The organism is Agrobacterium radiobacter, assembly GCF_040801995.1.
GTDB lineage: Bacteria > Pseudomonadota > Alphaproteobacteria > Rhizobiales > Rhizobiaceae > Agrobacterium > Agrobacterium radiobacter.
Map to the genome: position 1 here is coordinate 250,006 of NZ_JBEGHX010000002.1, position 24,563 is coordinate 274,568.

Sequence of the window (24,563 nt, forward strand, 5' to 3'; positions counted from 1 at the left end):
GCCTTAAGTTCAGGCCTCGTCGATCCTGACACCGTTTCGGTCAAAAACATGAAGCCGTTCCTGCGGGAAACCGACCCGCATGGACTTGCCCGGCTGCAACAGCGCCCGATCAGACGAAAACAGCTTGAAGGGCAATCCATGCACGGTTAGGTGCAGGATGATGCCGAGACCCGTCGGCTCGACGAGATCGACGGTCGCCTCGACAGCACCATCCGCAGGCGAGACGGTGACATGTTCCGGCCGGATACCGAGTGTGACCGGCTCACCATCGGCAAGCTTCACGTCGCGGCCGAGTTCGAGGCGTGTGCCATCGCCGAGCACGACGAAACTACGGTCATTCTCCCGCCCGAGCCGTCCTTCCAGAAAATTCATGCCCGGCGAACCGATAAATCCAGCGACGAACAGATTGGCTGGGCGATCGTAAAGATCGAGCGGTGCGCCGATCTGCTGCACATGGCCGGCATTCATCGCGACGATACGGGATGCTAGCGTCATCGCCTCGATCTGGTCATGGGTGACATAAACCGAGGTAGCGCCGAGATCAGCATGCATGCGCTTGATTTCGGCCCGCATCTGCTCGCGAAGCCGTGCATCAAGGTTGGAGAGCGGCTCATCGAACAGAAATGCCTTAGGCTGGCGCACGATGGCCCGGCCCATGGCGACGCGCTGGCGCTGGCCGCCGGAAAGCGCCTTCGGACGGCGTGCCAGATAGGGATCGAGACCGAGTTTCGCCGAAGCACCAGCCACGGCCGCCGTGATTGTTTCCTTGGGGCTGCGGCGCAGGCGCAGGCTGTAGCTCATATTGTCGGCGACGCTCATATGCGGATAAAGCGCATAGGACTGGAACACCATGGCGATATCCCGGTCCTTCGGCTTGCGGTCGTTGACGCGCTCACCGTCGATGGTCAATTCACCCGCTGAAATCTCCTCCAGACCGGCGATCATTCGCAGCAGTGTCGATTTTCCGCAGCCGGATGGGCCGACGAGGACGATGAATTCGCCGTCCTCGATCTTCAGATCGACCCCGTGCAGGACCGCAAGGTCGCCATAGGTCTTGCCGACATTCTTCAGCTCGATGGAAGCCATGGGATTATCCTTTCACCGCGCCGGCCGTCAGGCCCTGCACGAGATAACGTTGAATGAGCAGGAAGAAGAGGCAGGCCGGAATGAGCGCCAGAACGCCCGCCGCCATCATCTGCCCGAAATCGACGGAAAACTTCGATACGAAGGTCAACAGCCCGACCGGGAAAGTGGCGCTCTGATTGCCGGAAATCAGCATCAGCGCAAACAGAAGCTCGCTCCAGGCGGCGGTGAAGACGAAGCCCAGCGTCGCAGCGATGCCCGGCAATGTCAGCGGCAGGATAATCTGGCGGAATGCCGTGAAGCGGCTTGCCCCGTCGATCATCGCCGCCTCTTCCAGATCCTTCGGAATGCCGTCGAAGAATGACTGCATGAGGAAAGTGGCAAACGGCACGTTGAAGGCGGTGTAGACGATGACGAGACCCGTCAAGCTGTTGGTGAGGCCGAGCGGCGACAGCATCTTGAAGATCGGCGCGACCAGCATGACCAGCGGAAACATCTGGGTAATCAGCATCAGCGCCACGATCCAGTATTTGCCCTTGAAGCGGAACCGCGACAGCGCATAACCGGACAGTGACGAGAGCACCGTAACGGCAAGTGCCGTGGAGCCGGCAACGATGACGCTGTTCTTAAAAAATGTCGGGAAGGCACTGTTTTCTATGACATATCGATAATGATCGAGCGTCGCGTGAGACGGCCACATCCGCACACCTTCGCTATAAAGCAGGTCGTTCGGCGTGACCGAGACCTTGAGCAGCCAGAACAGCGGAAACAGCGCAAAGACGATATAGGCGAGGATCGCCAGGCGATGGGCAAGGGTGAGGAATATCCTTGATGTCATCGGTCAGTCCTTCTCGATAAGGCGTTGGCGCAGGAGCACGATGAGCATGGAATAGGCCAGAAGCAGCACCAGAAGCACCAGCGCGATGGCCGAGGCATAACCGAAATCGAGCCGCCGGAACGCCTGCGTGAAGATGTAACTGGCGACAATCTGGGTGCGGTCTGCCGGTCCGCCATTGGTCATGACGATGATGAGATCGGCGAAATTGGCGATCCAGACGGTACGCAGCAAAACTGTGATGGCGATAGTGGGCGCCAGAAACGGCAGCGTAATCGAGGTGAAACGCTGCAACGGGTTTGCCCCGTCGATGGAAGCGGCCTCATAAAGATCGCGCGGGATGGCCTGAAGTGCGGCGAGCAGGGTGATCGCGAAAAAGGGAATGCCCCACCAGACATTGGCGATGATCGGCCCCCACATGGCGAGATGCGGATCGGCGAGAATATTGTTCGGCGCGGAGAGAAGCCCGAGCGAGACCATCCAGTGCGGCAGCGGCCCGATGACGGGGTTGAACAGCCACGCCCAGTTGAGACCAGCGAGGAACGTTGGCACGGCCCATGGCAGGAACACCAACGCCTGCGCCAGCCCCCTGCCCGCGAAAGGCTTGTCCAGCAGCAGCGCCAGAATGAGGCCGAAGAAGAATTGCAGGAACACCGAAGCACCGGTCCACCACAGCGTATTTTTCAAGGCCCGGTAAAAGGCCGCATCCTGCGACAGCGCCTCCAGATGTTTCAGGCCAACGAAACCACCGGAAAACGGATTGAGCAGCTGCACATCGCGAAACGCATAGGACAGGCCGAGCACCAGCGGCACCAGCATGACGGCGACGATGAGCACAAGCACGGGCGCACTGTAGAGCCAGGGTTCGGCCCAGTCGGCAAACCTTCGCATCGCTGGTTTGCAAGCCGGTTTGCGCGCGGCCACCGGCCCGGCGCCATGGGCATAGGACATTGTATCGCTCCCTGATCGGACGACGGAACGGACATGTTTCCAGCCTCGCGCCGGCCGATCCGAAAATTTCAAGAATAGGCCCGCCGCAGCGAAGGCCCGGCAAGACCGCCGCACGGGCATAAACGCCCGCGCGGCCGACCCGTATCGTTACTTGGAGGCCAGGAACTTCTGCTGCGCCTTGGTCATGTAATCAGCCCATTGCTTGGCGAGGTCTTCCGGCGTGATATCGCCGAGCAGCGCTTCCTGCGATGTCTTGATGACAAGCGAATCCTTGAAGAAGGCGAATTCCTCAAGATAGGTCGGCATCGTCGTGGGTACGGCGTTCTTGTCCGCCAGCTCATCGAACCAGCCTTTGAACTGCTCGCTGGCATAGAAGGGGTCCTTCTCCGCCGACTTGTGCACCGGCAGCGCGCCCGTCTTCTTGTTCCACTCGATATTGCCTTCCGGCCCTTCCAGCGTCTCGACCAGCTTCCACGAGAGGTCCTTGTTGGCGGAGGCCGACATGATCGACCAGCCGGCGAAACCGATGGTCGGGAAGGTCTTGCCGTCAGGTCCCTTCGGCATGGTCATGACACCGAAATCTTCCGGCTTCATGCGCTGGGCAATGGCGATAAGGGCGTCCGGATCCTGATCGAGGAAGGCGCAGGTACCGGAATAAAAGCCCGCGACGATCTCGTTGAAGCCCCAGTTGACGCTGTCCTTCGGTGCCAACCCGTTCTTGTAGAGATCGATCACGTAGGTCAGGCCCTTCACCCAGCCGGGGCTGTCAAAGGTGGATGCGCCGTCCTTGGTGAAGAACTCGTTCGAACCCGCCATGGATGCGCCGAACATGACCCAGCCGTTAAGGCCACCCGGTCCGCCGCGAAGGCAATAGCCGTATTTGCCGGGAAGTGCCGCGACCTTCTTGGAGGCATCGGCAAACTCGTTGAGCGTCTTCGGCGGTTCCTTCACGCCGGCCTGTTCCAGCAGTTTCTTGTTGTAGAACATTGCCCGGAGATAAAAGCCGTAAGGCAGCATATAGGCCGTATTCTTCACGTCGCGGCCGAGTTCCAGCGTGCGCTCGCTCAGACCCTTGGTGTGTTCCCACTTGGCAAGATAAGGTTCCAGGCTCTCGAGCATGCCGTTATTGGCATAAAGCGAAAGCCAGGTGTCGGGCATTTCCATCACATCAGGCACATCGCCGGCGGAGACCATCGTGGCGAATTTCTGGAAGGCCTCGCTCCAGGGCAGCGAGATGATCTCCACCTTGGTGCCGGGATTGGCGCTTTCGAACTTCGAAACGATGCCCTTCAGCGTTTCCGTCCGTTCGGGACTTGTAATGACTTCGACCAGTTTCAAGGTCGTGTCCGCCAGCGCCGTTCCGGTCATCAGGGCGGTGAAGATTGCTGCTGCTACCAGTTTTTTCATGTCGTTCTCCCCTTTTTTGTCGTCAGTTTTAAAACGCGTCAGGCGGCCGTGGCCGCCTTGATCGCGGGTTCGAGATCGTTCCAGAGCGCTTCCGTGCCCTCCAGTCCGACATGCAGGCGCACCGAACGCGCGCTGATGCCGAACGTGTGCGCGGAGTTTGGCTGCGCCTTCTGTTCAAGCACCACTTCACCCGGGACGATCAGGCTTTCATGCCCACCCCAGGAAACACCCAGTTTGAAAAGTTTGAGGCGGTCGGCAAAAGCGCGCACATCCACCCCTTCCTTGAAAATGAAGGAAAACAGGCCAGACGTACCGTTGAGGCCGGGCGGCAGGCGGTTCGCCAATCCCGGATGGCAAACCTTTTCCACCACATCGAGCGCCTGCAGGCGGCTGGCAATATCCAACGCCGATGCCTGATGCGCCCTCATGCGCAGCGGCAGGGTGCGCAAGCCGCGGATCAGCAACCACGCATCGAAGGGCGACATCTTGCCACCGAGATAGGGATAGGTTTCCGCCCGGATACGGTCGATCATCGCCTTGGAACCGGCAACCACGCCGGAGACCACATCGCTGTGCCCGCCGAGATATTTTGACGCCGAATGCACGACAAGATCGACACCGAGCGAGATCGGCTGCTGGAAGACAGGGCTTGCCCAGGAATTGTCGATGACGGTGACGGCGCCATGGCGCTTGCCAATCGCGGCGAGCGCACCGACATCATGGGCCTCCATCACCCAGCTGGTGGGGCTTTCCATGTAGAACAGCTTCGCGCCCGGCATAGCCTTTTCAACCGCCGCCTCGTCGCGGCCGTCGACATAGACCACCTCGATATTCATGCGCTGCATAAAGGTGCCAAACAGGCGGAACGCATCGGGATAGACATGGCGCACCGCGACGATGCGGTCGCCCGGCGAAACGAAGGAGAGAACGGTGGACGAAATGGCGGACATGCCGCTGGCAAAACCCAGCGCATCTTCTGCGCCCTCCAGCTTTGCCAGCATCTCTTCGAACATCCGCACGGTCGGGTTCAACCCTCGCGTATAGACCGGCCGCACCTTTTCGCCGCGATAGGTGGAAACCATTTCGTCGTAGCTGGAAAAGGTGAAAAGCGAGGTCTGCACAAGTGGCGGCACCACGGCTTCGAAAGCGTGGGCCTCGTCATGGGCGACGATCAGGGAGGCGGGATCGAAGAGATCGTTGCCTTGGTTCATTTCGACATGTCCTTGATATCCTCCTCGACGACAGCGAGGATTTTCAGTGTTTCTTCACGGGCGGTCTCCGCATCGCCGGCGGCGATGGCGTTGAACAGCGTGCGGTGAAAGGGGAAGGAGCGGCTTGCAAAGTCCGGCCGGTCGAAAGGCTTCAGCCAGAAACGTTCGAAACCTTCGCGCATCTGCTCCAGCAGCTGCTTGAACAGCGAATTATGCGTGGCGTCATAGATGGAGAGGTGGAAGGCAAGGTCGGCCTTGCCGGACGTGCCTTCAGCCAGATGCACCCGCTCCATCTCATCGAGCCGCGCTTCCATCGTGACAATATCTTCCGCCGTGCGGCGGCGCGCCGCCGCCATGGACGCTTCCACTTCGATGCCACGCCGCACCTCCAGCGTCATCAAAAGCGCATCGCGCAGGCTTTCGGCATCGATGGAAATCGGCATATGCACGGTGGCAGCGGAAATCGGCTTCAGCAGATAATTGCCACTGCCCTTGCGGCTGTCGATGACACCCAGCGCCTGAAACTTGCGGATGACTTCGCGGATGGTGGATCGGCCCACGCCCAGCGCCGCCATCAGTTCCCGCTCCGCCGGCAGCCGGTCTCCCGCCTTCAGCCCTGCCCGCTCCACATAGTCGGAAAGAGCGGCCTCGACCTGGCGCACGCGGTCGCTCGGCGGAATCGGCTGCATGAGTTCCCGGCTGGATCTGTCCAAGACGCACCCTCCAAATTGGTCTGACATCTTACCATTTCAAAGGGTGGATGGATTGTCAACCGGCAAGGACGGATGCTGGTGGAGCCACTCCTTCACGATGTCCTGTTGTGCCTCCGAAATGGCACAGAATACCTGAAACGATTCAGGTCGCCGTGCGTGATTACGTGGGTTGACGTTGCGGTAAAAAAGTACCGCGCAACCGCCCGATACGGGAATAGATCGAGACCGAAAGTGACTGGAGTTAAGAGCTTAGCGCACCGAATCTCGGCGACTGACGGCCGCCGGCTAAGCCACCGTAGCGCGGGCTACCCCACGCGCCAATGCATCGGCATGCTCATTGCCGACAGTGCCGGAGTGCCCTTTGCACCATTCCACGACCACATGGGGATGCCGCTCCAGCAGGTTGTCGAGCTGCTGCCAGATTTCCCTGTCGGGGATCGATCTTCGGCGGGTGCGCTGGTTAGGCGTGATCCGCTTCCAGCCATTGGTGCGCCAGATGGCCCTATATCGGCGGCAGCCTTCAATGACATGAACAGCGTCCGTCCAGAGCGTGACTGCCCGCGTTGGCGCCTCGGCGGCGATCCAGGACATTGCGTTCAGGACAGCGAGGACCTCGAACGTATTGTTCGATGCGCCAACCGTCTTGCCCGAGGCGGAATGGACTTGATGGCCTGCTTCATGAACGACGAACGCCCATCCTCCGGATCGGGAGGCATTATCGAAGGAGCCGTCGGTGAAGATGTGAAGCGCATCAGCCATGAAGATGGTGTGTAGCACCAATATGGAAATCGCTAAAGGAGCAGTTCCAGGGCCATCGCGAAGGGATTGTCGCTCTGATGTTGTCCCGCCTTCTCGCTCCACAGCAGGCCGCATATTTGCGCCAGCAAGTGGGCGTGACAACCGTGCATTCATCTACTATCGAATTCATTCCCAAGGTCAGGAATCGACGGAGATGGAAATGCCTCTCGTGACTATTCAGCGTGTTTTGGAGCCAGCGGAAGAGGATCGAAAGGCCATCCTCGAGCCTCTTCTTGCTTACAATCTCTCAAAAGCGGGAGATGAAAATTACAAGCCGCTGGCGCTCTTGCTCCGCGATAACGAAAATGAAGTTCGCGGCGGCTTGTGGGCGAAGCTCTATTACGACTGGCTTTTCATCGAGCTGCTGTTCGTTCCGGAAGCCATGCGTGGCGAAAATCTGGGGTCGAAGTTACTGCGAGATGCGGAAGACTGGGCAAAAGGTGAGGGTTGCAAAGGGACCTGGCTCGATACCTTCGCATTTCAGGCTCCCGAATTTTACAAGAAGCAAGGCTACGAGGTCTTTGGCACCATTGAGAACTATCCCGGGCCGCACAGCCGGTTTTTCCTGCGCAAGGTTTTTTGATGACGCAGCGAAATCTCGACGGCTTCTGCGCCTGCGGTCGAACTGCATAAATATCTGCACGGGCAAACCACAAAAAGCAGAGAGGGCGGCGCAGGCCACCCTCCCCAGCTCATAGCGAAACTGCCCGTTTTACTGGCTGAGAACGGCCGCCGTAATCGTCTCGATATTGTGGTTGATCATGTCGATATAGGTGGCAGCCGGGCCGTCGGCGGTCGAAAGCGCGTCGGAATAAAGCGTGCCGCCAACCTTGAGGCCAGTTTCGCTGGCGATCTGGTCGATCAGCCGCTTGTCGGTGATGTTTTCTACGAAGATTGCCGAAGCCTTGTCGTGCTTCACCTGATCCACCAGCTTGGCGACATCGGCAGCGGAGGCTTCAGATTCCGTCGATACGCCCTCCGGCGCGAGGAAGTTCAGGCCATAGGCATGCTCGAAATAACCGAAAGCGTCATGCGAGGTGATGATGACGCGCTTTTCCGGCGGGATGGCGGCGATCTCGGTCTTCACCTTCTCGTTCAGAGCGGCAAGCTTGGCGATATAGGCATCCGAATTGGCGGTGTACGTGGCGCAACCGGCCTTGTCGACCTCGCAAAATGCGCCGGCAATGTTCTTCACGTAGATTTCGGCGTTCTTGATCGACTGCCAGGCATGCGGGTCGAACTCGCCGTGATGGTGATGTCCCTCATGGCCGTGATCGTGATCATGGGCCTCGGCCGCCTCGTGCTTGTGGCCGGCTTCTTCTGCCTTATGATCGTGACCTTCCTCTTCCTCCGCTTCCGGATGGGCGTGACCGGCCGGCTCTTCGGAAAGCTTGAGCGGCTCCACGCCCTTGGTAAGTTCCACCACCGGCGCCTTTGTGCCGCTTGTGTCGATCAGCCGCTTCAGGAAGCCTTCGAATTCCAGGCCATTGACCAGCACCACATCCGCCTTGCTGACGGCGACGGCATCGGCCGGGCGCGGCTCATAGACATGGGCATCGCCATCCGGCCCGACCAGGGTGGTGATTTCGACACGGTCACCGCCAACGTTTTTGGCGAAATCGGCAATGATCGAGAAGCTCGCCACGACCTTGAGTTCGGCGGCGGACGCCTGCGCCATCAGAACCGGGGAGAGGGAAAGAAGGCTGACGCCCGTTGCTAGACGGAGGGTTTTGAACATGAAGGTTCTCCTTTTTTCGAACGCTGTTTTCAGGCCGCTCTGTGACGGCCGGAACCGAGAAGATCGCTGAGCACGCCGCGCGTGCCGACGAGGATGGAGAGCGCATAGATGACGCCCGCGGAAAGGATGATCGCAGGGCCTGATGGCAGCGACGCGTGATAGGACAAAAGCAGGCCCGCAAAGCAGGAAACCATGCCGATGCCGATGGAGATGAAGCACATGGGCGCGACGCGATTGGACCAGAAGCGGCTGGCGGCGGCGGGCAGCATCATCAGGCCGACCGACAGCAGCGTTCCCAGCGCCTGGAAGCCGCCGACCAGATTGAGCACGACGATGGCGAGGAAGAGGAAATGCACCGGGCTGCCCCAGTTGCTGACCGAACGCAGGAACAGGGGATCGAGGCATTCCGCCAGCAGCGCCCGCCAGAAGGTGATCATCACCAGAAGCGTCACGATGCAGATGCCGCCGATCAGGCCGAGCGCCTCATTGTTCAGCGCCAGCACCGTGCCGAACAGCACATGCATGAGATCGACGCTCGAACCGCGCCACGAGACGAGCAGCACGCCGAGCGCCAGTGAAATGAGATAGAAGGCGGCAAGCGAGGCGTCTTCCTTCTGGATAGTGAAGCGCGACACAGCACCCGCGCCCAGCGCGACCAGTAGGCCGACGGCCAGCCCGCCGATGGTCATGGGCAGGATTTCCAGCCCGTAGAACAGAAACCCGACCGCCGCCCCCGGCAGGATGGCGTGGGACATGGCGTCGCCTGTCAGGCTCATGCGGCGCAGCATCAGAAACACCCCGACCGGGCCGCAGCTGATGGCAAGGATCAAGGCACCGGCAAGCGCGCGCTGCATGAAGACATACTGGACGAAGGGTTGGATGAAGATATCAGCCATGGGCATTCAAATTCGCGTGTGAGTGGGCATGGGAATGGACGGATGCCGTTTGCGGACTTGCCCCGACTATTTGGGCCGAAGGCTCGTCGGCCGGCTCACACCAGGGTGCATTTTCCTCCCATGCCTCGTGGAAATGCCGCGCCTGCCGGATGTTCTCCGCCTTGAGGACATCGGCTGTCGTGCCCAGACCGACGAGCTTCCGGGCAAGGAACAGGGTTTGGGGAAAGTGCTGCCGCACCAATTGATGGTCATGAAGGACGGCCAGAACCGTGCGCCCCTCCGCCACCCATGATTTGATCAGCACCATAAGGTCGGCAACGGTGCGCTCGTCGACGGCGTTGAAGGGCTCGTCGAGCAGGATCAGCTGCGCATCCTGCAGCATGGCGCGGGCAAACAAAGCGCGCTGCATCTGGCCGCCGGACAACGAGTCGATATTGCGCCTCTCAAAACCGGAAAGCCCGACCGCTTCCATGACGCGGCCCATCGCCGCCCGGTCTGCGGGACGGTGGCGGCCGAGCAGGCCGCGTTTCGGCCAGAGACCAAGTGCCACCAGATCCCGCACCTGCGCCGGAAAGGAACGGTCGAGTTCCGATTGCTGTGGCAGATAGGCGACGGAAATACCTGAACTCAGCCGGCACTCGCCGCCGAGCGGCTTCAGAATGCCGGCAATGCCTTTCATCAGCGTCGATTTTCCAGAACCATTGGCGCCGACCACCGCAGTGAGCGAGCCTTTGGCGATATCGCCATTCAGATGATGCACCGCCGCGCGGCCGGCATATCCAAGTGTCAGGTTTTTGAAGGCAAGGCACGGATCGTTCATCGATCCCTCCGGGGCAGGATGTCATTCGATGACACCTAATATGTAATGTTATTACATTCGTCAAACGAATATGTAATGAAATAACATTAACTCTTGGAAAGATGACGTTGCGCTCTGTGCAAGCCACAGACCACCTCGCGTTGCGGGAGGTTTTTTTCTGTCGCCCGTTGACATGCGGTCAATATGTAATGTTATTACGTTACAAAATACGGACGGGGCAGCATTGAACCCGTCGTTTCCAGATCGTCCGCGTGTCCGCCGTGAGGTCCACGCGAGCGTTGCTAAAGAACGAGGTCCACATGTCAAAAAAACTTCCCGTCACCGTGCTTTCCGGCTTTCTGGGCGCCGGCAAGACGACGCTTCTCAATCATATTCTCGCCAATCGAGATGGTCTGCGCGTGGCGTTGATCGTCAATGACATGAGTGAGATCAATATCGACGCCGCGCTGGTGCGCGATGGCAGCGCCAATCTCTCCCGTACGGAAGAGCAGTTGGTGGAAATGACCAATGGCTGCATCTGTTGCACGCTGCGCGACGACCTGTTGACCGAGGTGCGGGCGCTGGCCGAACAGGGCCGTTTCGATTACCTGCTGATTGAATCCACCGGTATCGCCGAACCGCTGCCGGTCGCAGCAACCTTCGATTTTCGCGATGAAAACGGCCGCAGCCTTTCCGATGTCGCGCGTCTGGACACCATGGTGACGGTGGTGGATGCCGCCAATCTTCTCAAGGATTACGGTTCTTCCGATTTTCTGGCCGACCGGGGCGAAACGGCGGGCGAAGGTGACAACCGCACGATCGTCGATCTTCTGGTGGAGCAGATCGAATTTGCGGATGTCGTCGTCCTCAACAAGATCGGCACCGCCACGCCGGATGAGAGGGATGCCGCACGCAAGATCATCGTCGGGCTGAACCCGGATGCGAAACTCATCGAGGCCGATTTCGGCAAGGTGGCGCTGAAGGAGGTTCTGGGCACCGGCCGTTTCGATTTCGCCAGAGCCGAAGAACACCCCCTGTGGTTCAAGGAATTGCACGGCTTCAAGGATCACATTCCCGAAACCGAGGAATATGGCATCCGCTCCTTCGTCTATCGCGCCCAAAAGCCGTTTGACCCCGTACTGTTCCAGCGCTTCATCGACCGCGCCTGGCCGGGGGTGGTGCGCGCCAAAGGCTTCTTCTGGCTGGCAACGCGTCCGCGTTATGTCGGCGAGATCAGTCAGGCCGGCGCATTGGTCCGCACCGGCAGGATGGGCCTCTGGTGGTCCGCCGTGCCTAGGGAGCAATGGCCGCGCGAAAAGCAGTTTCTGGATATGATGAAGCCCTATCTCGACCCGGTCTTCGGTGACCGGCGACAGGAAATCGTCTTCATCGGCTCCGATCCGATGAGCGAGGCACGCATCCGCGCGCAGCTCGATGCCTGCCTTATCGATACCGAAGCATTCACGCCGGATGTATGGCGGCACCTGCCGGACCCCTTCGCCAGCTGGGACAGGCAGGCAGCCTGATTGACTCCACCGCCCGCATTTTAGCCGAGCGGATGCGTCTTCCGCCTTCTCCCCGCCGGGGAGAAGGTCGCGGCAGCGGGTTGTGGGGGCAAGCTCTTCGCAAATCTCTGCTTGCCCCTCATCTGACCCTTCGGGCCATCTTCTCCCCGGCGGGGAGACGAAAGGGAACACCCTCTCGCGAAAATAAACAATTGAAATACTACAGAAAATTCAGCGTTACCAACGCCAGCACAAGATAACGCCCGACCTTGGCGATGGTGACCAGCAGCAGAAACACCGGCAGCGGCTCCTTCATGATGCCGGCGGCAACCGTCAGCGGATCACCGATCAGCGGCGCCCAGCTGAGCAGCAGGGACCATTTGCCATAACGACGATACCAGTTCTGCGCGCGCTCCAGCGCCGCCTCCCCGATCGGAAACCAGCGTTCACGCCGAAAGCGCTCAATGCCGCGGCCGAGCAGCCAGTTGGCAAAGGAGCCTGCAACATTGCCGGCGCTGGCCACGGCGACCAATAGCCAGACAGGCTGGGATTTAAGAAGGATGAGGCCCGCCAGTGCCGCCTCCGACTGCATGGGCAGAATGGTCGCCGCGATAAACGCCGTTACAAACAAACCCGCATATACTGCCAGATCGGCCATTGCCCGCCCTTCATCATCCGCGAATCTCACGGTCTTTGCCGAAGTGCCGGATGACGCCCCCGGCGTCAAGCGGGCTACATTTCACATGGCCTTACAGCACATCGGCGGCAATGGCCTGAACCACATCATGGCGGGCTACATCCAGCAGCGCCTTATGAACCGACAATTGCCGAGTCTTGCCCGATGCGGACAGAATGAGGATTACGGTTTCCTTCGGCGGGCAATTCGGCAGCGCGCAGGAAATCTCGTGGACGGAGACGATGTCGTCTTCTGAAAGGAACAGCAGTTCACGCGTCCAGTCCTTCATGATGCGGGCCTGCGAGACGATCGCGGAGCCGCTGCGCGCAAGCGGATTCGTTTTTACCGTCATCGGAATGCCTTCCGCCCCGCCTGCGAGGCCAATGTATCGAACAGATCGCGGATCGGCTGCTGCGGCATATCCATGCCGATCAGGACGATGCGCGTTGCGCGGTTGCCATCCGGCCAGCTTTCCAACCGGGTCAGTGGATAAAGCCGATGCTGCACCGCATGGGCGACAACCGGCCGCTCGGGGTCATCCGTCGCACCGAAAATTCCCTTGAGCCGCAACAGGCCGGAATGCACATTGCTGGTGACGAGTTCAAGAAAAGTGACAATCGCCTGCGGATCCAAAGCGCCGTCAAAGGTGAGATCGAAGGCCTCGACCCCGACACCATGGCGGTTGATATCGTGCTGATGGGCGGAATGAAGGCTCAGCCTGTCGGCCGCCAACCATCCCGGTGCATCCTCCGGCTTGCCGCGCAGCGAATAATCCGATGCCTTAAATAACGACATCAGGTCGAAGCCGGCCGCATTACGGTCATGAAACGACGCCGCAGGATTGAGATCGGCGATGCTTTCGCGGTCAATAGCCGCAGCATCCGCAAGATCGGTTTTCGTCAGGACGACGTGGTCGGCAAAGGCAAGCTGTTTCCAGCCCTCGATAAAACTGTCGAGCATCGCGGGGCCGGCGACAACGTCGAAAGCCGTCACCACGCCTGAAAGATGGAAATGCCGGGCGACAATGTGATCACGCAGGCCAAGCGCCGGCGTGCCGCCGGCGATCAGGCTGTTGATGATCGGTGCGGGATCGGCAAGGCCGGTGGTTTCGATAACGACGCGCGATACACCAGGCACCACCCCTTCCAGAAAGGCCTGATGCAGCTCGTAAAGCGAGGTGCGGATATCGCTGGTGGCGGTACAGCAGATGCAGCCCGTCGTCGTTCTGAAATATCGTTCAGAACCCGTCCGAACCAGACCGTGATCGATGGGCACCGCGCCGAATTCATTGACGATGACAGCGGCATCACCCATGGCCGGCTCAGCCAGAAGCTCGTTCAGCAACGTCGTCTTGCCCGCCCCCAGAAAACCCGTCAGCAGGGTGACCGGCACCGTGCTGACGGATGGCGCGACGGTTGGGTCGTCCCTGCGCTCCACCGCCTTCTTCCGCTTCATTCCGAACACTTCAGCACCTTCGCTATCCATAAAATTCACGGCACCATAATACGTAATGTAATAACATATCAATGACGATTACGGGATTTCCGGCGAGAGCAATTCCCTTATGCCGGATAAGAAAATGTCATGGCCACATGCTCCCAACTCTCGGGCGCATGAAAAAACCACGGAACGAAGGAAATGGAATAATAAATCCGTTTCCTTCACTTTCGTTTTAATCGTTCCACGTTCTCTTGCATTTTCGTTAGAGTTCGCTTTTAATCGGTAGTGCTAATACAGGAAAGATCACCCGCAGCCGGATCGAGGAGGATAGGCTGCAATTAAGGGGCTGTATCTTTTACTGTTTTCATAATGGGAGGAATCACCTTGAAAAAACTCAGCTACCGCCTCGCCGCGGCATCCGCGCTTTCGTTTTTTGTCACATCGAATGCATATGCAGTAACGGAAATCCAGTGGTGGCACGCCATGACCGGCGCCAATAACGAGGTCGTGGATACGCTGGCGAAAGAGTTCAACGAGAGCCAGAAAGATTACAAGATCACGCCCGTCTTCAAGGGCACCTATCCGGAAACCTTGAATGCCGGCATTGCCGCCTTCCGCGCCAAGCAGCCGCCCGCGATCATTCAGGTCTTCGACGCCGGCTCGGGTGTGATGATGGGTGCCGCCGGCGCCATCAAGCCGGTGGCGGATGTTCTGAAGGAAGGCGGTTATACCTTCAACAAGGACGAATATCTGGCCGGCATCGTCGCCTATTATTCCAAGCCTGACGGCACCATGCTGTCCTTCCCCTATAATTCGTCATCGCCGATCCTCTATTACAACAAGGATGTCTTCCAGAAAGCCGGCCTCGATGCCGCCAACCCGCCGAAGACATGGCCGGAAGTTTTCGAAGCCGCCAAGAAGATCAAGACCAGCGGTGCCGCCCAATGCGGTTTCACCTCCACATGGCTCACCTGGATTCAGACTGAAAACTTCGCCGCGTGGAACAACGTTTCCTATGGCAGTAATGAAAACGGGCTTGGCAGCACCGATGTGAAGCTTGCCGTCAACGCGCCGCTCTTCGCTGAACACTTCCAGGCGATTGCCGATCTGGCGAAAGACGGCGTCTTCCGTTACGGCGGCCGCACTTCGGAAGCCAAGCAGCTGTTCATGTCCGGTGAATGCGGCATCCTGACCGAATCCTCCGGCGGCCTTGGCGATATCGTCAAGACTGGCATGAATTACGGTATCGGCCAGCTTCCCTATTATGAGGGCCATGGTCCGCAGAACACCATTCCGGGCGGCGCGAGCCTCTGGGTCTTCGGTGGCAAGAGCGATGCCGAATATAAGGGTGTGGCCGAATTCTTCCATTTCCTTTCCCAGACCAAGATTCAGGCACGCCTGCATCAGGTCTCCGGCTATATGCCGGTGACGATCGCGGCCTATGAGGAAACCAAGAAATCCGGCTTCTACGACAAGAACCCCGCCCGCGAAACGCCGCTGCTGCAGATGATGGGCAAGCCGCCGACGGAAAATTCCAAGGGCGTTCGTCTCGTGAACCTGCCGCAGGTGCGCGACATCATGAACGAGGAGTATGAGGCGATGCTGGCCGGCAAGCAGGACGCAAAGACGGCGCTCGACAAGATTGTCACGCGCGGTGATGCGGCCATCAAGCAGGCCATCGGCAACTAAACGATCCCTGCCCCCGCCCGCATCCTTATCCGGTGCGGGCGGCACTCCCATCTCATCAGGAGATCGCCGTGCAAAGCGTCGTATTCCCCAACAAGATCCTGCCCTATCTGCTGGTCGCACCGCAGATCATCCTCACGGTGATCTTTTTCTTCTGGCCTGCAAGCCAGGCGCTCTACCAGTCGACCATGCGCGAGGACGCCTTCGGGCTGAGCAGCAATTTCGTCGGGCTGGCCAATTTTTCCGCCGTACTTTCAGACGAGAGCTATCTGAACTCGCTGCAGGTCACGGTCATCTTCAGCATCCTGACCGCACTCGTCTCCATGGGGCTGGCGCTGCTTCTGGCAACGGCGGCGGACCGCGTGGTGCGCGGCAAGGGCTTTTACCGCACCATGATGATCATGCCTTACGCCGTCGCGCCCGCCGTGGCCGGCATGTTGTGGCTGTTCATGTTCAACCCGGCCATGGGAACCTTCTCCTATATCCTGCGCCGTAACGGCATCATGTGGGATCCGCTGCTCAACGGCAACCAAGCCATGCTGCTGGTCGTCGCGGCCGCTGCGTGGAAACAGATCAGTTACAATTTCCTGTTTTTTGTCGCAGGCTTACAGGCAATTCCTAAATCATTGCTGGAGGCAGCCTCCATTGACGGCGCGCGTGGTGCGCGACGCTTCTGGACCATCGTTTTCCCGCTGCTTGCGCCGACAACCTTCTTCCTGCTGGTCGTCAACACTGTCTACGCCTTCTTCGATACCTTCGGCATCATCCATGCCGTCACCGGCGGCGGGCCTGCAAAGGCCACGGAAACGCTGGTCTACAAGGTCTATAATGATGGCTTCGTGAACCTCAATCTCGGCTCTTCCGCCGCGCAATCCGTCATCCTGATGGTGATCGTCATCGCGCTCACCGCCTTCCAGTTCCGCTTCGTCGAGAAGCGCGTGCATTACGGCTGAGGATTTCCCATGATTGAAAATCGCCCCGTCGCACGCGTGATCGCCCATCTGATGCTGGTACTCGGCATCATCATCGTGGCCTTCCCGATCTATTACACCTTCGTCGCCTCCTCGATGACGTCGAACGACATCATCCGCCCGCCAATGTCGCTGCTGCCCGGCGGCCATCTCGGTGAAAACTATACCGACGCCATGGTCGGAGGCGTCGAGCGTGTCGTCGGCGTCAGCCTCGAGCGGCTGCTGTTCAACAGCTTCGTCGTGGCGCTCGCCATCGCCATCGGCAAGATCGTCATCTCTTTCCTGTCGGCCTTCGCCATCGTCTTCTTCCGCTTTCCCTTCCGCATGGGCTTTTTCTGGATGATCTTCATCACGCTCATGCTGCCGGTGGAAGTGCGTATCCTGCCCACCTACAAGGTCATCGTCGATTTAGGCCTGATCGACACCTATGCGGGGCTGACGCTGCCGCTGATGGCTTCCGCCACGGCAACATTCCTGTTCCGGCAGTTCTTCCTGACCATTCCCGGTGAAATGGTCGAGGCGGCGCGTATCGATAATGCCGGCCCGTTCCGCTTCATGCGCGATATCCTGCTGCCGCTGTCGAAAACCAATATCGCCGCTCTGTTCGTAATCCTGTTCATCTATGGCTGGACCCAATATCTCTGGCCGCTGCTCGTGACCAACGACGCCAAGATGAACACGATCATCATCGGCCTCAAGCGCATGGTGGATTTCACCGATGCCTCGACGCCCTGGAATTATGTGATGGTGACGGCGATCCTCGCCATCATCCCCCCTGTTATCGTTGTGGTGCTGATGCAGCGCTGGTTCGTCAAAGGTTTGGTGGAGACCGAGAAGTAATGGCAAAAATTGCGCTGAAAGACGTCCGCAAGGTTTATGGCGGCAATGTCGAGGCCATCAAGGGCGTATCGATGGACATCGCCGACGGCGAGATGATCGTGCTCGTCGGCCCCTCCGGCTGCGGAAAATCCACCCTGTTGCGAATGATTGCCGGACTGGAGGGCATTTCGGGCGGCCAGATCATAATCGGTGATCGCGTCGTCAACGATCTCGAACCATCCGACCGCGACATCGCCATGGTGTTCCAGAATTATGCGCTTTATCCGCATATGACGGTGCGGCAGAACCTTGCCTACGGCCTGAAGAACCGCAACACGCCGAAGGACGAGATCGATCGGCGTATCACCGAGGCGGCCAAGGCGCTCGAAATCGAACAGTTCCTGGAGCGCAGGCCGCGCCAGCTTTCCGGCGGCCAGCGCCAGCGCGTCGCCATGGGCCGCGCCATCGTGCGCAAGCCGGCAGCCTTCCTGTTCGACGAGCCGCTCTCCAACCTCGACGCCAAGCTGCGCGTGCAGATGCGCGTCGAAATCCGCCGCCTGCAACGCTCGCTCGCCACCACCAGCGTCTACGTGACCCATGACCAGATGGAGGCCATGACGCTGGCAGACCGGCTGGTGGTGCTGAATGCCGGCCGCATCGAGCAGATGGGCACGCCGATCGAGCTTTACGAAAAACCGGCCACCACCTTCGTCGCCACCTTCATCGGCTCCCCCTCCATGAACCTGCTCAACCACGGCACGGCGACGGCCAACGGCTCTTCCGGTTGGTCGGTGCAGGGAACCACTGCACTGCCGCAGGGCGTCGCCACGCTCGGCATCCGCCCCGAAGATATCACCCTTGCCGATGAAGCCCCCGCGGATGCCGCCTTCACCGGCACCGTACAGGTGGACGCCGTGGAACTGGTGGGTGCGGAAAGTTATGTGCACGGATCCTTCGCCGATGGCACTGCGATCGTTTTCCGCGTCCACGGCCGTTCGCAGTTGCGCATCGGCGAGACGCTGCGGATCGCCGCACAGGCAAAGGATTTCCACCTGTTCGATGCGGCGGGGACGCGGATTTAGGCTGGTCAAAGAAACGGGACACCCGCCACTCGGCGGGTGCTCGCGCCATCGCTGGAACCTTCAGCGGCTCCTTACCAGACAAGTTCCACCTGCGGCCGACCGTTGGAGGTTTTCTCCACCGTCCGGCCGGATGTATCGACGTTGCAGTGAACCCGCTGCCGGAAGGCGGAAAAGCTTTCGAAAGTCACCACATCCACCGGATCGTCGAGATGCAGGGTCAGCCGGTAGCGTTCGGGATCGCCGCCGAGCGCCTGTACGCCCAGCACCGAAGCCACGAAGGGCTGGCCTAGATAAAAGCCTTCCACCCTTGAGCCCAGAAGGTAGGGGTTGAAGGCGGGGCGGTTGCCGGCTGATGCGTGGAGGGTATTCCAGTCGCGGAAGCCATATTGCGCGGCGATGAGTTCCAGCGCTTTCGAATGGGTGATTGCCTGTCCCTCGCCTTCGAGAGCGGCGCGCAGGCGTTTCGCCTGTTCCTTCAGCCCCTCAAGCGCGGGAAGCGGTTTGGACACGTACATAACGGTTCTCCAACATGCGCATGCCGAATGTTCCGAAGGGGGTCCGCGTTGCCATCGACGACATGCAAAACATGGGGATGACCGTTATTCTGAAAAGAGCTTCACCAGGGGCGCAAACGCCTGCGGACGGCCGGGGCTCTTCTGCCCGTGGCCGTCCCTATAGCCGATATGACGCCGCCCGTCAAAGGCGGCGCAGCATCGAACCGTGATCAGAAGCGATAGGTAATACCCGCGCCGATCAGCCAGGGATCGAGCTTGGCCTTGCCGCTGATCGGCGTGCCACCCAATTCGGCGGTCCAGTCGGTCTTCAGGAAGATCTTCTTCACGTCGAAGTTCACGCCCCAATGCTCGTCCAGCATATAGTCGAAACCGACCTGCACAGCAGCACCGAGCTTGTTCTTCACGTCGAGATTGCTGAAACCGGGCTTTTCCGACTGGTTGTAGAACAGCGAATAGTTCACGCCCGCGCCGATATAGGGTTTGAAGGCGCCGAAATCGGTGAAGTGATATTGCAGCGTCAGCGTTGGCGGCAGCAGCCATGTCTTGCCCACTGGCGTTCCGGCGAGCACGCCCTCGCCGTTGATCTTGGCGTAGGTGGTACCAAGGATAAGCTCGGCGGCGATATTCGGGGTGAAGAAATAGCTGATGTCGAGTTCCGGGATCACGGTGTCCGAATAGGACAGGCCCGCGCCCGGCACACCGTCGACGCTGCCGCTGTCATTGGTGATGACGCCGAGGCCGCGCACGCGCAGCATCCACGGGCTTGCCGCGGCAATCGCCTCTTCGGCGGTGGGCGCCGGCGCTGCCGGGGCCAGATCGGCCGCCATGGCATTGGCGGATATCAGCGTGGCCGCAACACCAGCCATGACACTGGCAAGCAAAGCGGTTTTTCTGTTTCTGTTCGTCATTCCATCTCTCCTATAGCGCACCGCAGCCGGGCAAGTCCCCGGAAACCGGCTGATGACGGCGGGTCTGGCGAATCTTCGCTTGGCCGCAACCGCTTGGGAGCCAGTATGACAACGGGAAAGGCAGGCCGATTGAGATGGATCAAACCGGCGTGCCGATCACGCAAGGGAGCTGATAACCGGCACGCATTGTGACAATTGCGCAACAAAACCGTCCGGCGATCGAGCAGCGGTGCACGCCGCACCCGGCACATGCTCGGAAAATACAAAAAAGGCCCGCATCAGCAGGCCTTTTTCAGTGCATCACCTCTCTCACGCGGTCTGGGGCGTGAGGCTCGCGGAACCGGGCTTGCGCAGAAGCAGAACCGATACGGCCGCGATCATGCACATCAGACCGGCAATCTGCAGCGCGGGCATATAGGTGTCGAAGTCGCTCTTGAAGAAACCGGCGCCAAAGGCGGCGGTGGCGGCTCCCAGCTGGTGGCCGGCAAAGACCCAGCCGAAAACGAGACCGGCCTTTTCGCGACCGAAATTCTCGGCGGCAAGCTTCACCGTCGGCGGCACGGTCGCCACCCAGTCCAGCCCGTAGAAGACGGCAAAGACCGAAAGTTCCACGAAGCTGAACCCTGAAAAGGAAAGGTAGAGCAGGGACAGGCCGCGCAGACCGTAGAACCAGAACAGCAGGAAGCGATTGTCGAACCGGTCGGAAAGCCAGCCGGCGAAGATCGTGCCGAAGAAATCGAAGATGCCGATTACCGCCAGTGTGCCCGCCGCCGTCACCGCTGCCATGCCGAAATCACCGCAGATTGAAATCCAGTGTGTCTGGATAAGACCGTTGGTCGAAAGCCCGCAGACAAAAAATGTGCCGAAAAGCACCCAGAAGACCGGGTTGCCCGATACGCTCTTCAGCGTCACCAGCGGCGATAGCAATGTGGCGAGAAGATTGTGATCCTGCTTGACCGGCTTTGCCACCACGGTCTCGCCATAGGCCGGCAGGCCGACATCGGCAGGATGGTCGCGCATCAAAAGCAGGACGAGAACCATGGCCGTGGCAATTACCGCCACGGACAGGGTAAGGGCGGTTCGCCAGCCATAGGCTTCCGTCAGCGCCGCCAGCAGCGGCAGAAAGACCAGCTGGCCAGTGGCATTGCTCGCCGTCATGAGGCCGATCACCAATCCGCGACGCTTGGAAAACCAGCGAGCCGCCACGGTGGCGCCCAATACCAGGGCGGTCATGCCGGTGCCGACACCGATCACCACGCCCCAGAGCAGCAGCAATTGCCATACCTCGGTCATGAAAAAGGAGGCGACGATGCCGCCCATGATCAGGGCGAGCGCGGTGGACACCACCTGCCGGACGCCGAAATGATTCATGAAGGCGGCGGCAAAAGGCCCAAGCAGGCCGAAAAGCACCAGCCTGACGGCCATAGCGGAGGAAATATCGGCAATATCCCAGCCGAATTCCTGATGCAGCGGCTGGATCATCACCCCTGCAGATCCCATCGCACCGGCGGTGGCCAGCATGGTCAGAAAGGTGGTTGCGGCAACGAGCCAGCCATAATGCAGATTTCTGCTGGCCATCCAGCTGGCGAGGCGTGTGGAGAGCATGTTCAAATTCCCTTTCCAGCGGCCGTGGCCGATATTTTACGGGTATATACCCTATATTGCGGGCAGATACCCGCATGTCCCCAAAAATTACAGGGCTGCGAGCAGTTCCTGCAATTGTGCTGTCTTTTCGGGCCCAAGCCGGGCCTCGATTTCATCCTGTACCCCATCCCAGAGCGGCGCACCCGCCTTCAGGATCGCGTGTCCTTCCGTCGTCACCGTCAGCATCGCTTCCCGCTGATCCTCGCCATGGCCGATGGCCACCAGACCCATACGAGCCAGCACCTTGGCATTGCGGCCAACGGTGGAGCGATCCAGTTCCACCCGCGCGGCCAGATCGGTTAGCGAGACGGGCGCGGTGCGGTTGATGTTCCGCAGCAGGCTGAACTGACCGATATTGACGCCAAGCGGCGCCAGGGCCTCGTCATAATAGGACGAGACCTTACGGGATGCTTTGCGCAACAGGATGCAGTGGCAACTATCGTTTGGCATTTGTCTCGGGTATATACCCGTAAATTTTTGCGCGCAAGAGGTGCTCGGGAATTATCGGCGGGCAAGGGCCACCTCCCTTGGCCATATAGCAGAAACAATAAACCCCGGCTTTGGGCCGGGGTTTGATATCAGCAGCGAGGTTCGTTCAGGCAGAGAGCCTGCGGCCGCTTGCCACCAGCAGACCGGCAGCGCCTTCCAGCCAGCCGGCTTTCAGTTCCAGCGCCAGGAAACGGCTGCGCTCGAACGGGCCGGGCATGATGAGATGCTGGGCCTTGTCGGCGAAGAAGCCGAAACGTTCGTAATAAGGGGCGTCGCCAACCAGAAGAACGGCGCCGTGGCCGCGCTTGGTGGCTTCGCCAATGGCGGCACGCATCAGCGCCGAGCCGATGCCCTTGCCCTCATGGGCGGCATCGACAGCCAGCGGGCCGAGCAGCAGCGCTTCGACGGCGCGACCTTCGCGGGAGATACCGGCCTCGACATTCCACAGGCGCACCGTGCCGATGACATGGCCATCCTCATCGCGGGCGACGAGTGCCAGACCTTCGGCCGGAACGCGACCGGCGCGCAGCTTCTCGGAAGACTTGCGGCGGCGGCCGGCGCCCATGGCGCGGTCCAGCAGGTTCTCACGGGCGACGACATCGCCCGGATTTTCCTGATCGACATGAAATGTCTGCGGTGTGAAAAATGCCCGTACCGAATTCAAAAGAGCGGCCATCCTTGGCCTCCCGTCACACTACCGCCCACACGCGGCCCTTGATAAAAAAATGGTGGAGCCGTTCCGGCCCGCCGACACGCTTTCCTCGGCTGGAAGAGGTGCAGCAAGCAGGGATTTGCGCATCAGCACAATCGGCAAAGCCGGAACGGAAGCTTGGTCGAGACGCCGCCCTGCTCAGCGGACGGCGTTCGGATCAGATGATGTAAGCCTTCAGCGGCTCGAAGCCATTGAAGGCAACGGCCGAATAGGTCGTCGTATAGGCGCCGGTGCCTTCGATCAGAACTTCGTCGCCGATGGTCAGCGAGACCGGCAGCGGGTACATGTTCTTTTCATACAGCACATCGGCGCTGTCGCAGGTCGGGCCGGCCAGAACGCAGGGCTCCATCTCGTCCTGGTCGCGCTCGGTGCGGATCGGGTAACGGATAGCCTCATCCATCGTCTCGGCGAGACCGCCGAACTTGCCGATGTCGAGGAACACCCAGCGGTGGTTGTCGTTGTCGGACTTGCGCGACACGAGAACAACTTCCGCCTTGATGACGCCGGCATTGCCGACCATGCCGCGGCCCGGCTCGATGATCGTCTTCGGGATCTGGTTGCCGAAGTGCTTGCGCAGCGCCGTGTCGATCGCCTGACCGTATTCTTCGGCAGCCGGAACGTCGCGCAGGTACTTGGTCGGGAAACCACCACCCATGTTGACCATCTGCAGGTGGATGCCCTGCTTGGCAAGCGAAGCGAAGACGCGCTTGGCATCGGCCAGCGCCGCATCCCATGCGTCGAGATTCATCATCTGCGAACCGACGTGGAAGGATACGCCGTAGGATTCGAGGCCGAGCTGATGTGCATAGACCAGAACGTCGACAGCCATCTGCGGCACGCAGCCGAACTTGCGCGACAGCGGCCATTCGGCGCCTTCGCCATCCGTCAGCACGCGGCAGAACACGCGTGCGCCGGGAGCGGCACGGGCAACCTTCTCGACTTCCTCGTGGCTATCAACGGCGAAGAGATCGATGCCGAGCGCATGAGCGCGTGCAACATCGCGTTCCTTCTTGATGGTGTTGCCGAAGGAGATACGGTCGGAAGTCGCACCCGCATCAAGCGCCATCTGGATTTCAGCCACGGAGGCGCAATCGAAGTTGGAGCCGAGCGAAGCGAGCAGCTTCAGGATTTCGGGAGCCGGGTTTGCCTTGACGGCGTAATAGATGGCGCTGTTCGGCAGGGAGTGCCGGAAAGCGTTGAAATTGTCGCGCACGACGTCGAGATCAACCACGAGGCAAGGGCCTTCGGGACGTCGGGTCTTGATGAAGTCGAGAATGCGTGCAGTCGTCATCGATATATTCCCTGTTAAACCGACTTCGGAAAAATCCGAAGGACAAAGGACGCTCGAGATATGCATACGAATCAGCCGGTGGAGGCGCAGACTCGATAGCATACGCTCAAGGCGCGAATGTGAACGACGCCCTGCCAGAGCATCATTCGGCTTTGTCTGCCATCGATTGGAGGGAATGACCCGACCGCACTTCAGGCAATGATGGTGTGCCTCTTCAGTACCCCGGCTGATGGAAAGCCGGCAGAGAACCAGAAAGGCCCGCACCGTCGTTGCTTCATATGTCCTCGCATTTCCCGGTTGGCCGGAATAGCGACTGGAGGGGTTAGTTCCAGGTACCTTACCTAAATCCTCACCACATCGAGGACTCGGCGGACACACATGGGCACGTGCGACT

25 protein-coding genes are annotated in these 24,563 nt (G+C 59.8%); 6 read left to right on the top strand and 19 right to left on the bottom strand.

All coding sequences use genetic code 11. The annotated features are described in order from the left end of the window. Positions 1-9: 9 nt before the first annotated feature. From MRBLRC7O_RS15160 to MRBLRC7O_RS15190, 7 genes are all read right to left on the bottom strand, one after another. Complete coding sequence (locus MRBLRC7O_RS15160) at positions 10-1,086, bottom strand: ABC transporter ATP-binding protein (protein ID WP_020813350.1); 1,077 nt, start codon at positions 1,084-1,086, stop codon at positions 10-12. 4 nt (positions 1,087-1,090) lie between these two features. After that, positions 1,091-1,921 (bottom strand): carbohydrate ABC transporter permease, encoded by an 831-nt coding sequence (locus tag MRBLRC7O_RS15165; protein WP_003510396.1) that lies wholly within the window; start codon positions 1,919-1,921, stop codon positions 1,091-1,093. A gap of 3 nt (positions 1,922-1,924) precedes the next feature. Then, positions 1,925-2,869: a carbohydrate ABC transporter permease gene (locus MRBLRC7O_RS15170; protein WP_020813351.1), complete on the bottom strand. Its 945-nt coding sequence runs from the start codon at positions 2,867-2,869 to the stop codon at positions 1,925-1,927. Positions 2,870-3,016: 147 nt separating this feature from the next. Then, positions 3,017-4,276: an ABC transporter substrate-binding protein gene (locus MRBLRC7O_RS15175; RefSeq protein ID WP_020813352.1), complete on the bottom strand. Its 1,260-nt coding sequence runs from the start codon at positions 4,274-4,276 to the stop codon at positions 3,017-3,019. 38 nt (positions 4,277-4,314) lie between these two features. Next, positions 4,315-5,487: a PLP-dependent transferase gene (locus MRBLRC7O_RS15180; protein WP_020813353.1), complete on the bottom strand. Its 1,173-nt coding sequence runs from the start codon at positions 5,485-5,487 to the stop codon at positions 4,315-4,317. Continuing rightward, positions 5,484-6,176 carry a FadR/GntR family transcriptional regulator gene (locus MRBLRC7O_RS15185; protein WP_003510400.1) on the bottom strand — a complete coding sequence of 231 codons (693 nt, stop codon included), beginning with the start codon at positions 6,174-6,176 and terminating at the stop codon, positions 5,484-5,486. Before MRBLRC7O_RS15185 ends, MRBLRC7O_RS15180 begins: the two co-directional genes overlap by 4 nt. Before the next feature lie 309 nt (positions 6,177-6,485). Beyond that, positions 6,486-6,959: a ribonuclease H family protein gene (locus MRBLRC7O_RS15190; protein ID WP_031234540.1), complete on the bottom strand. Its 474-nt coding sequence runs from the start codon at positions 6,957-6,959 to the stop codon at positions 6,486-6,488. A 199-nt stretch (positions 6,960-7,158) separates the two neighbouring features. Between MRBLRC7O_RS15190 and MRBLRC7O_RS15195 the strand changes: the two genes are divergently transcribed. Further along, positions 7,159-7,581 carry a GNAT family N-acetyltransferase gene (locus tag MRBLRC7O_RS15195; RefSeq protein WP_020813356.1) on the top strand — a complete coding sequence of 141 codons (423 nt, stop codon included), beginning with the start codon at positions 7,159-7,161 and terminating at the stop codon, positions 7,579-7,581. Positions 7,582-7,710: 129 nt separating this feature from the next. On the opposite strand, the gene aztC is transcribed toward MRBLRC7O_RS15195, so the two are convergent. Genes aztC through aztA form a run of 3 tightly spaced genes read right to left on the bottom strand, consistent with a single transcriptional unit; the run spans position 7,711 to position 10,452 of the window. Then, positions 7,711-8,736: a zinc ABC transporter substrate-binding protein AztC gene (aztC, locus tag MRBLRC7O_RS15200; RefSeq protein WP_003510406.1), complete on the bottom strand. Its 1,026-nt coding sequence runs from the start codon at positions 8,734-8,736 to the stop codon at positions 7,711-7,713. Positions 8,737-8,765: 29 nt separating this feature from the next. Beyond that, the gene (gene aztB / locus MRBLRC7O_RS15205; RefSeq protein ID WP_077998654.1) at positions 8,766-9,632 is read right to left on the bottom strand and encodes a zinc ABC transporter permease AztB; all 867 of its coding nucleotides are present in this window, start codon (positions 9,630-9,632) and stop codon (positions 8,766-8,768) included. Further along, positions 9,625-10,452 (bottom strand): zinc ABC transporter ATP-binding protein AztA, encoded by an 828-nt coding sequence (gene aztA / locus MRBLRC7O_RS15210; RefSeq protein ID WP_020813358.1) that lies wholly within the window; start codon positions 10,450-10,452, stop codon positions 9,625-9,627. The genes aztB and aztA overlap by 8 nt, the downstream gene beginning before the upstream one ends. Positions 10,453-10,751: 299 nt before the next feature. Between aztA and zigA the strand changes: the two genes are divergently transcribed. After that, a complete protein-coding gene (gene zigA, locus MRBLRC7O_RS15215; RefSeq protein ID WP_020813359.1) occupies positions 10,752-11,957 on the top strand; it encodes a zinc metallochaperone GTPase ZigA in 1,206 nt (401 codons plus the stop codon). Between the two features lie 199 nt (positions 11,958-12,156). Here the strand turns inward: zigA and MRBLRC7O_RS15220 are convergent, their stop codons facing one another. From MRBLRC7O_RS15220 to MRBLRC7O_RS15230, 3 genes are all read right to left on the bottom strand, one after another. Continuing rightward, positions 12,157-12,594, bottom strand: a complete 438-nt coding sequence (locus MRBLRC7O_RS15220) for a YqaA family protein (protein ID WP_020813360.1) — start codon at positions 12,592-12,594, stop codon at positions 12,157-12,159. 91 nt (positions 12,595-12,685) lie between these two features. Next, positions 12,686-12,964: a hypothetical protein gene (locus MRBLRC7O_RS15225; protein ID WP_020813361.1), complete on the bottom strand. Its 279-nt coding sequence runs from the start codon at positions 12,962-12,964 to the stop codon at positions 12,686-12,688. Next, a complete protein-coding gene (locus MRBLRC7O_RS15230; RefSeq protein ID WP_031234541.1) occupies positions 12,961-14,067 on the bottom strand; it encodes a CobW family GTP-binding protein in 1,107 nt (368 codons plus the stop codon). Before MRBLRC7O_RS15230 ends, MRBLRC7O_RS15225 begins: the two co-directional genes overlap by 4 nt. 363 nt (positions 14,068-14,430) lie before the next feature. On the opposite strand from MRBLRC7O_RS15230, the gene ugpB reads away from it, so the two are divergent. The 4 genes from ugpB to MRBLRC7O_RS15250 all read left to right on the top strand — a co-directional run bounded on the left by ugpB (position 14,431) and on the right by MRBLRC7O_RS15250 (position 18,610). Then, positions 14,431-15,741: a sn-glycerol-3-phosphate ABC transporter substrate-binding protein UgpB gene (ugpB, locus tag MRBLRC7O_RS15235; RefSeq protein WP_173992200.1), complete on the top strand. Its 1,311-nt coding sequence runs from the start codon at positions 14,431-14,433 to the stop codon at positions 15,739-15,741. Between the two features lie 68 nt (positions 15,742-15,809). Next, positions 15,810-16,691, top strand: a complete 882-nt coding sequence (gene ugpA / locus MRBLRC7O_RS15240) for a sn-glycerol-3-phosphate ABC transporter permease UgpA (protein ID WP_003506735.1) — start codon at positions 15,810-15,812, stop codon at positions 16,689-16,691. A gap of 9 nt (positions 16,692-16,700) precedes the next feature. Further along, positions 16,701-17,549, top strand: a complete 849-nt coding sequence (gene ugpE / locus MRBLRC7O_RS15245) for a sn-glycerol-3-phosphate ABC transporter permease UgpE (RefSeq protein ID WP_003506733.1) — start codon at positions 16,701-16,703, stop codon at positions 17,547-17,549. After that, positions 17,549-18,610, top strand: coding sequence for a sn-glycerol-3-phosphate import ATP-binding protein UgpC (locus MRBLRC7O_RS15250; protein ID WP_020813364.1), 1,062 nt, complete (start codon positions 17,549-17,551; stop codon positions 18,608-18,610). Before ugpE ends, MRBLRC7O_RS15250 begins: the two co-directional genes overlap by 1 nt. Positions 18,611-18,681: 71 nt before the next feature. Here the strand turns inward: MRBLRC7O_RS15250 and MRBLRC7O_RS15255 are convergent, their stop codons facing one another. From MRBLRC7O_RS15255 to odc2, 6 genes are all read right to left on the bottom strand, one after another. Further along, positions 18,682-19,125, bottom strand: a complete 444-nt coding sequence (locus MRBLRC7O_RS15255; protein ID WP_020813365.1) for a glyoxalase superfamily protein — start codon at positions 19,123-19,125, stop codon at positions 18,682-18,684. 209 nt (positions 19,126-19,334) lie between these two features. Beyond that, a complete protein-coding gene (locus MRBLRC7O_RS15260) occupies positions 19,335-20,033 on the bottom strand; it encodes an OmpW/AlkL family protein (RefSeq protein WP_020813366.1) in 699 nt (232 codons plus the stop codon). A 309-nt stretch (positions 20,034-20,342) separates the two neighbouring features. Next, on the bottom strand, positions 20,343-21,638 hold the full coding sequence (locus MRBLRC7O_RS15265) for an MFS transporter (protein ID WP_020813367.1): 1,296 nt from the start codon (positions 21,636-21,638) through the stop codon (positions 20,343-20,345). Between the two features lie 87 nt (positions 21,639-21,725). After that, the gene (locus tag MRBLRC7O_RS15270; protein ID WP_020813368.1) at positions 21,726-22,127 is read right to left on the bottom strand and encodes a MarR family winged helix-turn-helix transcriptional regulator; all 402 of its coding nucleotides are present in this window, start codon (positions 22,125-22,127) and stop codon (positions 21,726-21,728) included. Between the two features lie 145 nt (positions 22,128-22,272). Then, positions 22,273-22,842: a GNAT family N-acetyltransferase gene (locus tag MRBLRC7O_RS15275; protein WP_003506595.1), complete on the bottom strand. Its 570-nt coding sequence runs from the start codon at positions 22,840-22,842 to the stop codon at positions 22,273-22,275. A gap of 193 nt (positions 22,843-23,035) precedes the next feature. Further along, on the bottom strand, positions 23,036-24,169 hold the full coding sequence (gene odc2 / locus MRBLRC7O_RS15280) for an ornithine/lysine decarboxylase (protein WP_003506594.1): 1,134 nt from the start codon (positions 24,167-24,169) through the stop codon (positions 23,036-23,038). Between the last annotated feature and the right edge of the window lie 394 nt (positions 24,170-24,563).